We start from the raw sequence: 12,840 nt of genomic DNA, 5'->3' as shown, positions 1-12,840 counted from the left end.
CCTGAAACATGTATTGAGACGCGCCGGATCACCCTGAGGGTGATCCGGCGCGGTGAAGTGGAGGTGCGGCGATGATGCGGGCGATCCGAGGAGCGATCCAGGTCGGTGCCAACGACCGGGACGAGATCCTCTCCGGCGTCACCGAGTTGGTGACGGAGGTGATGGGGCGCAACAGGCTCACCACCGATGACGTGATCAGCGTGATCTTCACGGCCACGCCCGATCTCACCGCGGAGTTTCCCGCTCTGGCCGCCCGCAAGCTCGGCTTTCACGACGTTCCGCTGATCTGCGCCTCCGAGATCGACGTTCCCGGCGCGCTGCCCCGCGTGGTGCGGCTGATGGCACACGTCGACGTCGATCGGCCCCGCCAGGACATCCAGCACGTCTACCTTCGTGGCGCGGTCGCTCTTCGCGTGGACATCGCCCAGTGAATCCCACGTGCGTCACCATTTCGGAGGAACGCGCGTGAGCGGCCTCGAAAGCGTCCTGGTCGTCGGTACGGGCCTGATCGGCACCTCGATCGCCCTCGCCCTGCGCGAGCAGGGCGTGGCCGTCCATCTGGCCGATCGTGACGCGGGATCCCTGCGGCTGGCGCGGGAGCTGGGCGCCGGTGTCGAGTGGGCCGAGGGCGTGACCGTGGACATCGCGATCATCGCGGTCCCGCCACAGGCGGTCGCCGGGCAGCTCGCCGCCCTGCAGGGCGCCGGAGCGGCCCGTTTCTACACCGACGTGGCGAGCGTCAAGGCGCTCCCGATCAGGGAGGCCGCGAGCCTCGGCTGCGACCTGACGACCTATGTCGCCGGGCACCCGCTCGCCGGACGTGAGCGTTCCGGCCCGGCCGCGGCGCGGGCGGACCTGTTCCTCGGGCGCCCGTGGGCGCTGTGCCCGACCGAGGAGACCTCGCCGGACGCCGTGGAGGCCCTGCACGGGCTCGTCAAGCTCTGCGGGGGCGAGGCGGTCAGGATCGCCGCCGCGGAGCACGACAGGGCCGTCGCGGTCGTCTCGCACGCCCCTCACGTGGCCGCCTCGGCAGTGGCCGCCCGCCTCGCGGAGGCGCCGGTCACCGCGCTCGGCCTCGCCGGCCCCGGGGTGCGCGACGTCACCCGCGTCGCGGCGAGCGACCCGAGGCTCTGGACCGGGATCCTGTCGGGTAACGCGCTGCCGGTGGCCGAGGTGCTGGAGGCTGTCGCGGCCGACCTCGCCGCCGCTGCGGCCTCTCTGCGTGCCTCGGCGGTCTCCGCCGACTCCGGCGCGATGACCCGGGTCACCGATCTGCTGCACCGGGGCGTCACGGGTACGGGCAGGATTCCCGGCAAGCACGGTGGTCCCGCGCGCACCTACGCGGTCGTCCAGGTCATCATCGGCGACCGTCCCGGCGAGCTCGCCCGGCTGTTCCAGGTGGCCAAGGAGGCAGGCGTCAACATCGAGGACGTCAGGCTTGAGCACGCCCCCGGCCTGCCGCTGGGCGCCGCCGATCTGTGGGTGCAGCCTGAGGCGGTGACGGCGCTGGCCGAGGCCCTGCGCGCGAACGGCTGGCACCTGCCGTGATCCTCGCCCCTGCGTGATCACGCGGTGTTCGCACGACGATCCGTCAAGGGTTCGGCGGAGCCCGCCGCCGAACTCCGGGGTGATCTCTCGTGAGGCCCGCTCATGTCCGGGTGGGCCTCACGCATCCCGCGTCCCGAGCGAGCCTGTCCCGTAAGGCCCGCTCATCTCCGGAGCGGGCGCCCCTGTTCGATGCGCGGTTCCTTCCCGCCTCCCGGTAGCCTCGTACGGACAATTGAAGCGGGCTGTAAGGGAGAGGCGCGTCGTGACCGGACTGGTCGTCGCCATGGATGGTCCTTCGGGATCCGGCAAGTCGAGCGCGTCGCGAGGAGTGGCGCGAGCCCTGGGGCTGCGTTATCTCGATACCGGCGCGATGTACAGGGCGATCACCTGGTGGATGCTCCAGCGGGGCGTCGACCTCGCCGATCCCGAGGCGATCGCCGCCAGGGCGCTCGACCCGGTTCTCACGCTGGGCACCGACCCGGACGCGCCGGTGATCGCGGTCGACGGCGTCGACGCCCTCGCGCCGATCCGCACCGCGGAGGTGACCGCGGCCGTCTCGGCGGTGAGCGCGGTGCCCGAGGTGCGGCGCCGTCTGGTGGCCGAGCAGCGTGAGATCATCGGCGAGGGCGGCATCGTCGTCGAGGGCCGTGACATCGGCACGGTGGTGGCGCCCGACGCCGCGGTCAAGATCTACCTGACCGCGAGCGCGGACGCCAGGGCCCTGCGCCGTACGGCGGAGCTGAGCGGCACCACGGTGGACGCCCAGCGGGCCGCGATGGCCCGCCGCGACACCCTCGACTCGACCAGGAAGGCAGACCCGCTGGCGAAGGCGGCCGACGCCGTCGAGCTCGACACCACGGCGCTGAACCTCGAAGAGGTCATCGCCGAAATACTGCGTGTGATTAAGGAAAAAGCGTGACCGGGGAATACGACGACGACAACGGCTGGATCGACGCGGAGCTCGCCGATTCAGGGACCGATGACAGCTCGCAGCGGGAGGCGGGGCCCGACACCTCCCCGCAGCCGGTCGTGGCCGTGGTGGGCCGCCCCAACGTGGGCAAGTCCACCCTGGTCAACCGGATCATCGGCCGCCGGGAGGCGGTCGTGGAGGACGTGCCGGGGGTGACCCGCGACCGGGTCACCTACGACGCCACCTGGCGGGGGCGCCGGTTCACGGTGGTCGACACCGGAGGCTGGGACCCCGACGCGACCGGCATGGCGCTGAAGATCGCGGAGCAGGCCCAGATCGCGGCCGAGCTGGCCGACGTGATCCTGTTCGTGGTCGACGCCGTCGTGGGTGTGACCGACGCGGACGAGATCGTCGGCCACGTGCTGCGCGGATCGGGCAAGCCGGTCATCCTCGCCGCCAACAAGGTCGACAACCAGCAGATGGAGCTGGAGGCCGCCGGGCTGTGGTCCCTCGGCCTCGGCGAGCCGCAGCCGGTCTCGGCCCTGCACGGCCGCTCCAGCGGTGACCTGCTGGACGTGATCCTCGACAAGCTGCCCGAGACGCCCGAGCAGCGCTTCGGTCCCGAGCGCGGTCCGCGCAGGGTCGCCCTGGTCGGCAAGCCTAACGTGGGCAAGTCCTCGCTGCTGAACAAGCTGGCGGGCGCCGAGCGGGTGCTCGTCGACCCGATGGCGGGCACCACCCGCGACCCGGTGGACGAGCTGATCGAGCTCGGCGGCAAGACCTGGCGCTTCGTCGACACCGCCGGAATCAGGCGGCGCGACCGTGAGCTCAAGGGCGCCGACTTCTACGCGAGCATGCGCACCCGGGGGGCCCTGGAGCGCTCGGAGATCGCGGTCGTGCTCATCGACGCGAGCGAGGTGCTGACCGAGCAGGACCTGCGGATCATCTCCCTGGTGATCGAGTCCGGCCGGTGCATGGTCGTGGCGTTCAACAAGTGGGACCTGCTGGACGAGGACCGCCGCTACTACCTGGAGAAGGAGATCGACCGCCAGCTCGTCCGCGTGCCGTGGGCGCTGCGGATCAACATCTCCGCGAAGAACGGCTGGCACGTCGACCGGATCGTCCCCGCGATCGAGAAGGCGCTCGACTCCTGGTCGACCCGGGTGCCCACCGCCAGGCTCAACGCCTTCCTGACCGACCTGGTCGCGGCGACCCCGCCCCCGGTCCGCAGCGGCAAGCAGCCCAAGATCCTCTTCGCCACGCAGGCGTCGACGGAGCCGCCGAAGTTCGTGCTGTTCACCTCGGGCTTCCTGGAGGAGACCTACCGCCGCTTCATCGAGCGCCGGATCCGCGAGGAGTTCGGCTTCGCCGGGTCGCCCATCGAGGTCACCATGAAGATCCGCGAGAAGCGCCAGGGGCAGAAGAAGTAAGAGCCTCACCGCGAACGGCCCGGCCCACGCCGGGCCGTTCGTCGTTTCCCGAGGGTCAGGGTTCGATCAGGCCGGCGCGGATGGCGTAGCGGGTGAGGTCGAGGCGGTCGCGCATGCCGAGTTTCTGCAGGATGTTGGCGCGATGCCGGTCGACGGTCTTCACGCTGATGAAGAGGGTCTCGGCGACCTGCTTGGCGGAGTTGCCCTCGGCGATCAGCTTGACGATCTCCTCCTCGCGCGGGGTGAGGATGCTGTCGGGCATGCTCTGCCCCATCCTGTCGCGCTGCAGGTAGTGCCTGATCAGGGCGGTGACGGCGCCCGGGTAGAGGAACGGCTCGCCGCGCATCGCCGCCCTGCACGCCTCCAGCAGGTCGCGGTCGGCCACCGACTTCAGCACGTAGCCCGAGGCTCCCGCCTTGAGCGCCTCGAAGAAGTACTGCTCGTTGTCGTACATCGACAGGATCAGCAGCCGGATGCCGGGGGCGCGCCGTGAGATCTCGCGGGCCGCCTGCAGGCCGGTCATGCGAGGCATCGCGATGTCGAGGATGGCGAGGTCTACCCCCTCGGGGGTGGCCGCCTCCACCGCTTCGGCGCCGTTGGCGGCCTCGGCCACCACCGTGAGGTCGGGCTCGGCGTCCAGGATGAGCCGCAGTCCGCGGCGGACCAGGGCGTGGTCGTCGGCGAGCAGGATCCTGGTGGGGCTCGAGACGCTTACAGGGGTCACGGGGGTCCCGGGGGTCACAGTGCTCATGAGGGTCTCCGTTCGGTGTCGGCGACCGGTACGGTGAGGCGGACGTCGGTGCCGCCGTCCTGCGGAGAGGTCACGGTCAGCTGGGCGCCGATGAGCAGGGCGCGCTCCCGCATTCCGCGGATCCCCGCCCCGTCCTGGCGTACGCCGCCGCGGCCGTCGTCGGTGATGCGCAGTTCCAGGAGGCCGGGCCGGACGGTGAGCGACAGCTCGACGCTGGACGCCTTGGCGTGCCTGGCCGCGTTGGTCAGGCCCTCCTGGGCGATGCGGTAGAGGACCAGCTCGACGTCCTCGCTCAGCGAGGGCAGGTCCGCCTCGACCCTGCGTGTCACGGGAACGCCGGTGCTCTGGGAGAAATCGCTGCTCAGCGCGCTGAGGGCGCTCTGCAGGCCGAGGTCTTCCAGGACGCCGGGACGCAGGCGGCGGGCGACCTGCCCCACCTCGTCCAGGCTCGCGCGGACGCTCTCCTGCACCGCGTGCAGGTCCTCTCGCAGATCTTCAGGCGCTCGGTTGGCGGCGTGTTTGAGGCTCAGCAGGACCACGGTCAGGCTCTGGCCGATCTCGTCGTGCAGCTCGCGGGCGATGCGGCGTCGCTCGCCCTCCTGAGCCGCGAGGGCGTGGGCGCTGCTGGCGCTGCGTTCGGCCTCCAGCCGGTCCAGCATCGCGTTGAAGGTGTCGATCAGGTGGGCGAGATCACGATTGCCGCCGCTGGGCAGCCGATCATGGGGATGCAGCAGGTCCACCCGCTGCATGAGGGCGGTGAGCGCGTCGAGCGGTGCCAGACTGGTGCGCAGAAGCAGGGCGTTCGCCGTCAGGATCACCGCCAGGCCGACCGTCAGCACCGGGATCTCGGTCAGGAGCACCGGGGAGGAGACGGTGGCCGGTGAGAGGGCGAGCACCAGCGTACCGACGGTGAAGACCAGCCCGTTGATCGCGAACAGCCGCCTGAACAGGATGCGCCCCGGACTGCGCGCCCCTGCTTGACGGTGGGTGCGTTCGCTCATCTGACCAGCTTCCTCGTTGCGGCACGGGCCTGTCCATTCGGGGTGTCTCCCATACCCCTGTGCCGTCCCTACATGTTTCACCCCTGCTCAGATGGGTGCCGACCCCAATGGCGGAGAAGAGGTGGGACCGATGGGATGAAAGGGCGGCGAGCACCGGCAGACGGGAGAGGGCTATGGGTACGAGCGATGTCGGCATTCTCTGGCTGGACGCCGTCACCCGCGACGGTGTCACGATCACGGTGAACGCGGCCGCCCGAGCCTTCATCGCCGATCCCGTGGCGTGCGCCTCCTACCCGGGCTCACCGGACGCCGCCAAACTCGCCGCCGTCGAGGCGGAGGTCCGCGACTACGTCGGGCGGCGCGACCTGTCCCGGCTGTCCAAGCGGGTCGACCTCGTCTGCGCGGCCGGCGACGAGGCCCGCCACTGGGGCGTCGAGGTGGCACTGGTGGCGATCACCCGCGTCGAGGTGCGGCGCCGAGAGGACCTGATCCGCTGGGCGGAACGACTCGCGTCGTGACGGCGACCACGAGTGGAAGGAAGTGATCGCCGATATGGACATCACCCGCACGACCGTACCCGGTACGGGAACCCTGTTTCACTTCGCCACCCGAGACGGCCAGCGACTCGCGGTCATGGTGGAGGGCGACGGACCGCGGCGGCTTCTGGTGTACGGCGCGGGCGACGAGCCTGCGCAGGCCATCGCGCTGGAGCAGGACGAGGCCGACCAGATCGCGCAGGTCCTGCACAGCCGGTCGGTGGACGACAGGCTCGCCGCCCTCGAACGACGGATGGCCGACATCGCCAGGGCCACGAAGGCCACAGGGGTCACAGGGAGCACAGGAGGGGCCTCGTGAGCACACCGCCCGCGGTACGCCACCTCCTCCGACGGGAAGGTGCCATGCAAGCGCGCGACATCGCGGTGACCATTCCGACGGTCATCAGGGGTGACTCCGTCGCGAAGGCGGTCAGGATCATGGTGATCGGCCGCCTGCCGGGGCTCATCATCGTGGACGACCTCTCGCGGCCCCGGGTGGTGCTCCCCGGCACCCAGGTGCTGCGGCTCGCCGTGCCCGGTTCCTACCAGGAGGATCCCGCCCTCGCCAGGACCATCGACGAGGACTACGCGGACCAGTTCTGGCAGGATCTGGGCAACCGCACGGTCGGCGACTGCCTGCCGCGCGATGCCGCCAGGCCGGTGACCGTCTCCGCGAGCGCGAACCTGCTCGAGGTGGCCGCGCTGATGGCCAGGACGCGCAGCCCGATCGTGGCCGTGGTCGATCGAGACGCCTCACTCATCGGGGCGATCACGCTGGAGCGGCTCCTCACCAGCCTGGCGGTCTTCGGTCTCGGTGAGTCTTGAGCGCCCTGCTCGCCCTGTCGATCTTTCTAGTCGCGTTCTTCTTCATCGCCACCGAGAAGGCCAACAAGGTCAAGGTGGTCCTCATCGCCGCCGGTGTGATGGCGGTCCTGGGGTTGATACCGGGCTCGGAGGTCTTCTTCTCCGAGCACGAGGGCATCGACTGGAACGTCATCTTCCTGCTGCTCGGAATGATGATCATCGTAGGGATCATCAAGCAGACGGGGATCTTCGACTACCTGGCGATCTGGGCCGCCAAGCGGTCCAAGGGCGATCCGTACCGGCTGATGGTCATGCTGATGGTGATCACAGCCATCGCCTCGCCCTTCCTCGACAACGTCACCACGATCATGCTGGTGGCGCCGGTCACGGTGGTCGTGTGCGACCGGCTGCGGATCCCGGCGCAGCCCTACCTGATCGCGGAGGTGCTCGCCTCCAACATCGGTGGTGCGGCCACCCTCATCGGGGACCCGCCCAACATCATCATCGGCAGCCGGGCGGGGCTCACGTTCAACGACTTCCTGGTGCACATGGCACCCATCGTGGTCGTCATCTTCGTGGTGTTCGTCCTGCTGACCAAGGTGTTGTTCAGAAGCTCCTTCCAGTACAACCCCGAGCACGTCTCGGCGGTGATGGCCCTGCAGGAGAAGCGGGCGATCACCGATCCACGTCTGCTCGTGCGATGCCTGGCGGTGCTCGCCGTGGTGGTGGTGGGGTTCGGGATGCACGCGGTGGTGCACATCGAGCCGTCCATCGTCGCCCTCGTGGGAGCGGGGGTGATGCTCCTGCTGTCGCGCCTGTCGGTCTCGGAGGTGCTGGCGGAGGTCGAGTGGCCGACGCTGGTGTTCTTCATGGGACTGTTCGTGATGGTCGCGGGTCTGGTGCAGACCGGTGTGATCGCGACGATCGGGACGTGGGCCATCAACGTGGTCGGCGACGACTACTTCCTCGCGGCGACGTCGCTGCTGTTCGGCTCCAGCGTGCTGGGGGCGTTCTTCGACAACATCCCCTACGTCGCGACGATGGCGCCGGTCGTGGAGGGGATGGTGGCGCAGGCCCCCGACCCGGCGACCGGGCAGGCGCTGTGGTGGGCGTTCGCGCTGGGTGCCGACTTCGGCGGCAACGGTACGGCGGTCGCGGCCAGCGCGAACGTGGTCGCGATCGGCATCGCGGCGCGGACGGGACACCCGATCAGCTTCTGGCAGTTCACCAAGTACGGGATCGTGGTGACGGTGCTGAGCACGCTCATGGCGTGGGTGTACGTCTGGCTGCGTTACTTCACCTGACCGCCTCGCGGGGCTGGTTCCGGTCCGCGTCGGGGGCCGGAACCGGGCCGGTCCGTGTCGAGGTCGTGCCCGGTTCGGGATCGTGTCCGCTTCCGATCTCGACCCGCGCGGCCGGGTCCGCGCCCGGTTCCGGCTCGTGCCCGGTCGGCGCGGGTGTCGAGGTCAGGTCCGGTCGGCCCGCCGGGACCCGCGGGGCAGGAGCAGCGCGACCAGCGCGCCCACCCCGCACAGGACGGCCGTGATCAGGAAGATCTCGCTGTACTCGATGTGCAGCGCCTCCTTCACCTTTTCCTGGTACTCGGCGAGCCGCCCGGCGTACACGACGGGGTCCACCCCGAAGGGCAGCGGCGTGTCCAGGTCGGCGGTGAGTGACTGGAAGCGGTGGAAGCCCCACGCGGACAGCGCCGCGACGCCGAGCAGCATGCCCATCATCCGGGCCACGACCACCGCCGCCGAGGCCACCCCGTGCTGGACGGCGGGCACGGCCCGCAGCACCGCGGAGGAGACCGGGGCGATCACCAGGCCGAGACCCAGGCCGGCGACGACGAGGTCGACGTCCATGCGGTATCCGGCCGAGGCCAGGTCCAGGGGCCACTGACCGATGCGCGCGTACCCGGCCGTGGCCACCGCGAGCCCGAGCACCGTCACCGCGCGCTCGCCGTAGCGGCGGGACATCACGCCGCCCACCAGCGCGGCGACCGAGAGCGCGACGAGGAAGCGCGACAGCACCAGGGCGCCGTCCAGGCTGTCGAGCCCCAGCAGCGTCTGCGCCGACAGCTGCACGTCGACCAGGGTGACCAGCAGCGCGGCGCCGGTCAGGAAGCTCACCCCGAGCGTGGCGAAGAACGGGCCGCGCCGCACCCCCGTCATGTCGATCAGCCGGGTCGCGGAGCGCCACTCCCAGGCGACGAACGCCGCGCCGGACACGACCCCGGCGACGATCATGGGCATGCCCCACGGGGGGAGGACCGACCGGCCGGGGTCGGGGTTGTAGAGACCGGCCACGAGCAGGCCGAGCGAGAGCGCGAGCAGCAGCCCACCCACCACGTCGACGCGCTTTCCCGCCCCGGGTTCCCTGTCGCGGGAGGGCGGCGGCACCGACCGCTGCACGGCCACCGCCGCCAGGGCCACCAGCGGGACGTTCAACCAGAAGATCGACCGCCAGCCGCCGAGTTGCACGCCGCCGATCTGGAGCCCGGCGGGGACGAGGGCGGCGAGGGCGGCGCCGTACAGGGGACCCAGCACGCTGCCGAGTTCCTGGGCCGACCCCACCGCGCCGAGCGCCACCGGGCGCTCGTCCTCCTCCCACAGGTCCCCGATCAGGGCCATGGTGATAGGCAGCAGCGCGCCGCCCGCCACTCCCTGCAGGGTCCGCCCCGCGACGAGCCAGGGCACGGTCTCGCCCAGTGCGGTGATCACCGAACCCGCTGCGAAGCCCGCCAGGCACAGATGGATGAGCGGGCGCCTGCCGTACCGGTCGGAGAGCTGGCCGAGCAGCGGCATGGCCGCGATGTAGCCGAGCAGGAAACCGGTGACGATCGGGGTGGCCCGCTCCAGGTGGTTGAGGGGGACATCGACGTCCCTCGCGATGTCGACGAGGACGGTCACCACCACGTAGGCGTCCAGGGCCGCGAGCAGCACCGCGGTGCCGCCGACGCCGAGGGCGGTCCGCCGCCGGGCGGGGAGGGCGTCGCCCGAGGAGGTGCGGGCCCCTGCGTGGGTCACCGTCACTCCGCCGGAGCGGTGACCTGGACCGGCACGTCGTAGTCGCCGAAGGTCACGATCACCTTGCCGTCGGTCAGCGGCAGGTCCGCCTTGAGCAGCCGGTTGGTGGCCTTGTCGATCCAGAGCACCGCGTCGACATTCTGCGTGAGACCGGGCACCATCGTGGCGAGCACCTGCTGGGAGAGCGTCGCCGAGACCCGGTAGGTGTCGACGCCGTCCAGCTTCTCCGCCGCCTGGGTCTTCGCGTCGAGCGCGTTGGTCAGTAGCTGTACGACGCCCTTCTCCGGGTTGAGGATGGCGGACGGGTCGTAGATCGCCGCCAGCTGGCTCCGCGACATCTGCTGGAAGCCGCCGGTCACGCCCTTGAAGTGGACGGTCTCCCCGATCAGCACGAAGTTGATCTCCTGGAGACTGCCCAGTACGTCGATCTGGAGGGTGCCGTCCGCGTCGCCGGTCCCGCTGAGACGACCGGAGGCCTTCTTGACCGGTACAGGCGGGGTGCCCTCGGTCTCCAGGGAGAAGGTGGCGGACTTCACGGAGCGCGTCGCCTCCGCGGACTTCTTGACCAGATCCGCCCCGCTGGGAAGGGCTGTCGTGCCGTCGGAGGCACCGCCGCCACTGCATGCGGTGACCAGGGATAACGCGGCGATCACCGCGGTGATGAGGATCCGGCGAGCAGACATGGGCGGATCGTAACGACCTTCCGGTCTACTAACGAGGAACGACCGGTATCGGTTTCGCGTCAGCGGATGCTTTTGAGGTGCTTGACCACCGGGGCGTACGCCGCTTCCAGCTCGACCAGCTGGTCGTCGGTGAGCAGGTCGATGAAGTGACGGCGCACGCCGGCCACGTGGTGGGGCGCGACCTTCTGGATGGTGGCCCAGCCGTGCTCGGTGAGGACGGCGAAGGTGCCGCGCCTGTCGTCGGCGCAGGTCTCCCTGGTGACCAGACCGGCGGCCTCCATCCGGGAGATCTGGTGTGACAGGCGGCTGCGGGACTGGATCGTGGCCTCCGCCAGATCGCTCATCCGCATGCGGTGACCGGGGGTCTCCGACAGGTTCACCAGAATCTCGTAGTCGTTGAACGAGAGCCCGAAGGGCTGGAACTCACGGTCGAGGCGATGCTCCAGGAGCTTGTGCGCGGCGAGGTGGGCACGCCATGCCCGCTGCTCGACGGAGGACAGCCAGCGAGGCTCCTGATCTTTCACCGGCCGCTCACCACTTTCGTTCACCGCGCGTGTGACCACGACTCCGACGGGTTCACCCCCCAGTCGACCACTCCGCTCGCCGGGCGGGGCTTGCTTCGCGGTCATAGATCAGAATCTACCTCAGAAGGCGTCGTTCGCTCGTGGTGGCTGTGCGGCGAGGTCCATCCATCTCTCCACCTCGTCGGGGTGGCGGGGCAGCCCGGCCGACATGAGGCGGGCGCCGTCGGAGGTGATGATCAGGTCGTCCTCGATGCGCACGCCGATACCGCGAAGCTCCGGCGGAAGCGTGAGGTCGTCCGGTTGCAGGTAGAGGCCCGGCTCGACGGTCAGCACCTGTCCCTCCTCCAGCACACCGTCCAGGTAGACCTCCGAGCGGGCCCTGGCACAGTCGTGCACGTCCATGCCGAGCATGTGACCGCTGCTGCACAGCGTGTAGCGGCGGTACAGGCCGCTACCGGGCTCCATCGCCTCGTCCGCGCCGATCTTCAGCACACCCCAGTCGTGCAGTCCCTCCGCGATGACCCTCATGGCCGCGCGGTGGAAGTCACGAAAGCTCACACCGGGGCGCAGGGTGGCGATCGCCGCCTCCTGGGCCTCGTACACCAGCTCGTAGACCTGACGCTGGACCGGGCTGAAGCGCCCGGAAAGCGGGAGGGTCCTGGTGATGTCGGCGGTGTAGAGGTGGTCGGTCTCCACACCCGCGTCGAGGAGCAGCAGTTCGTTCGCGTCCAGCCGCCCGTCGTTGCGGATCCAGTGCAGGACGCACGCGTTGGCGCCGGAGGCCACGATGCTGTCGTAGCCGACCGCGTTGCCCTCCAGGCGGGCGCGGAGGCCGAAGACCCCCTCCAGATAGCGTTCGCCGCGCCGGTGTCCCAGCGCGGCCGGCAGGGCCCGCACCACGTCCTCGAACCCGCGCACGGTGGCGTCGATCGAGAACTGCAGCTCGGCGACCTCCCACTCGTCCTTGATCAGTCGCATCTCGGACAGGAACGTCTCCAGCTCCTCGTCGCCGTCGCCGGGGGAGACCCGCGCGTCGACGGACGCGTCCACCCCGCGCAGCACCCGCGCCGGTCCGCCGAGTACGTCGTCCAGCCTGTCGATCGGCGCGCAGGCGATCTGGTGCAGGGCTTCGGCCTCGGCCAGGTCGGGGCGGCGGCCCACCCAGAACTCGCCGTAGCGGCGGTCGCGGTAGAACTCCTGCCCGGCCTCGCCCGGCGCCGATCTCGGTGAGCGGGGGCGCAGGAACAGCGTGGCCTCCCCTGAGGGCTCGACGACCAGCACGTCGTCGGGCTCCTGGTCGCCGGTGAGGTAGGCGAAGGCGCTGTGCGCCCGGAACCGGTAGTCGCTGTCGTTGCTGCGGACCTTGAGCGTGCCGGACGGGACGACCAGCCGCTCGCCGGGAAAGCGGGCGGCGAGCGCGGCGCGCCGCTTGGCGGTGTAGGCGGCCTGCGGCAGCGGGGCCAGGTCGTCGCGGTGCGTGTCGGCCCAGCCGGTGTTCATGAACGCGGCGAGGGCCTCGGAGACCGGCAGGTCGTGGCTGCCGGTGTTGAGCTTCTGGGTCATCGTGTTCCCGGGAGCGGAGGTCTCTGGTCGCCCCCACGCTAGCCCGGAGCGGTGCGGCCCG

14 protein-coding genes are annotated in these 12,840 nt (G+C 70.4%); 8 read left to right on the top strand and 6 right to left on the bottom strand.

Going from position 1 to position 12,840, the window contains the following annotated elements:
- Positions 1 to 71: 71 nt before the first annotated feature.
- From aroH to der, 4 genes are all read left to right on the top strand, one after another.
- On the top strand, positions 72 to 431 hold the full coding sequence (gene aroH, locus ACFY3V_RS00700; protein ID WP_350948236.1) for a chorismate mutase: 360 nt from the start codon (positions 72 to 74) through the stop codon (positions 429 to 431).
- 34 nt (positions 432 to 465) lie between these two features.
- Positions 466 to 1,548 (top strand): prephenate dehydrogenase, encoded by a 1,083-nt coding sequence (locus ACFY3V_RS00695; protein ID WP_362895181.1) that lies wholly within the window; start codon positions 466 to 468, stop codon positions 1,546 to 1,548.
- Positions 1,549 to 1,810: 262 nt separating this feature from the next.
- Positions 1,811 to 2,467, top strand: coding sequence for a (d)CMP kinase (cmk, locus tag ACFY3V_RS00690; RefSeq protein WP_362895179.1), 657 nt, complete (start codon positions 1,811 to 1,813; stop codon positions 2,465 to 2,467).
- Positions 2,464 to 3,888, top strand: coding sequence for a ribosome biogenesis GTPase Der (der, locus tag ACFY3V_RS00685; RefSeq protein ID WP_350948239.1), 1,425 nt, complete (start codon positions 2,464 to 2,466; stop codon positions 3,886 to 3,888). Before cmk ends, der begins: the two co-directional genes overlap by 4 nt.
- 55 nt (positions 3,889 to 3,943) lie before the next feature.
- Here the strand turns inward: der and ACFY3V_RS00680 are convergent, their stop codons facing one another.
- On the bottom strand, positions 3,944 to 4,639 hold the full coding sequence (locus tag ACFY3V_RS00680; protein ID WP_350948241.1) for a response regulator transcription factor: 696 nt from the start codon (positions 4,637 to 4,639) through the stop codon (positions 3,944 to 3,946).
- Positions 4,636 to 5,640, bottom strand: coding sequence for a histidine kinase (locus tag ACFY3V_RS00675; RefSeq protein WP_350948242.1), 1,005 nt, complete (start codon positions 5,638 to 5,640; stop codon positions 4,636 to 4,638). Before ACFY3V_RS00675 ends, ACFY3V_RS00680 begins: the two co-directional genes overlap by 4 nt.
- A gap of 173 nt (positions 5,641 to 5,813) precedes the next feature.
- Here ACFY3V_RS00675 and ACFY3V_RS00670 point away from each other — a divergent pair, with 173 nt between their 5' ends.
- Genes ACFY3V_RS00670 through ACFY3V_RS00655 form a run of 4 tightly spaced genes read left to right on the top strand, consistent with a single transcriptional unit; the run spans position 5,814 to position 8,284 of the window.
- A complete protein-coding gene (locus tag ACFY3V_RS00670; protein ID WP_362895176.1) occupies positions 5,814 to 6,158 on the top strand; it encodes a hypothetical protein in 345 nt (114 codons plus the stop codon).
- A 34-nt stretch (positions 6,159 to 6,192) separates the two neighbouring features.
- On the top strand, positions 6,193 to 6,495 hold the full coding sequence (locus ACFY3V_RS00665; protein ID WP_389768659.1) for a hypothetical protein: 303 nt from the start codon (positions 6,193 to 6,195) through the stop codon (positions 6,493 to 6,495).
- A gap of 44 nt (positions 6,496 to 6,539) precedes the next feature.
- Positions 6,540 to 7,001, top strand: a complete 462-nt coding sequence (locus ACFY3V_RS00660; protein ID WP_389768656.1) for a CBS domain-containing protein — start codon at positions 6,540 to 6,542, stop codon at positions 6,999 to 7,001.
- Positions 6,998 to 8,284 (top strand): SLC13 family permease, encoded by a 1,287-nt coding sequence (locus ACFY3V_RS00655; protein ID WP_389768653.1) that lies wholly within the window; start codon positions 6,998 to 7,000, stop codon positions 8,282 to 8,284. Before ACFY3V_RS00660 ends, ACFY3V_RS00655 begins: the two co-directional genes overlap by 4 nt.
- 162 nt (positions 8,285 to 8,446) lie before the next feature.
- On the opposite strand, the gene ACFY3V_RS00650 is transcribed toward ACFY3V_RS00655, so the two are convergent.
- The 4 genes from ACFY3V_RS00650 to ACFY3V_RS00635 all read right to left on the bottom strand — a co-directional run bounded on the left by ACFY3V_RS00650 (position 8,447) and on the right by ACFY3V_RS00635 (position 12,779).
- A complete protein-coding gene (locus ACFY3V_RS00650; RefSeq protein ID WP_389768650.1) occupies positions 8,447 to 10,009 on the bottom strand; it encodes an MFS transporter in 1,563 nt (520 codons plus the stop codon).
- Positions 10,010 to 10,011: 2 nt separating this feature from the next.
- Entirely contained in the window at positions 10,012 to 10,692 is a 681-nt protein-coding gene (locus ACFY3V_RS00645; RefSeq protein WP_389768647.1) for an LppX_LprAFG lipoprotein, read from the bottom strand.
- A gap of 59 nt (positions 10,693 to 10,751) precedes the next feature.
- Positions 10,752 to 11,216, bottom strand: coding sequence for a MarR family winged helix-turn-helix transcriptional regulator (locus tag ACFY3V_RS00640; protein WP_389768644.1), 465 nt, complete (start codon positions 11,214 to 11,216; stop codon positions 10,752 to 10,754).
- Between the two features lie 120 nt (positions 11,217 to 11,336).
- On the bottom strand, positions 11,337 to 12,779 hold the full coding sequence (locus ACFY3V_RS00635; protein ID WP_389768641.1) for an aminopeptidase P family protein: 1,443 nt from the start codon (positions 12,777 to 12,779) through the stop codon (positions 11,337 to 11,339).
- Between the last annotated feature and the right edge of the window lie 61 nt (positions 12,780 to 12,840).

The sequence above is a fragment of the Streptosporangium sp. NPDC000095 genome (genome assembly GCF_042899335.1).
Taxonomy (GTDB): Bacteria; Actinomycetota; Actinomycetes; order Streptosporangiales; family Streptosporangiaceae; genus Streptosporangium.
The sequence above is the reverse complement of the archived record's forward strand: the minus strand, read 5'-3'. Positions and strand labels throughout refer to the sequence as shown.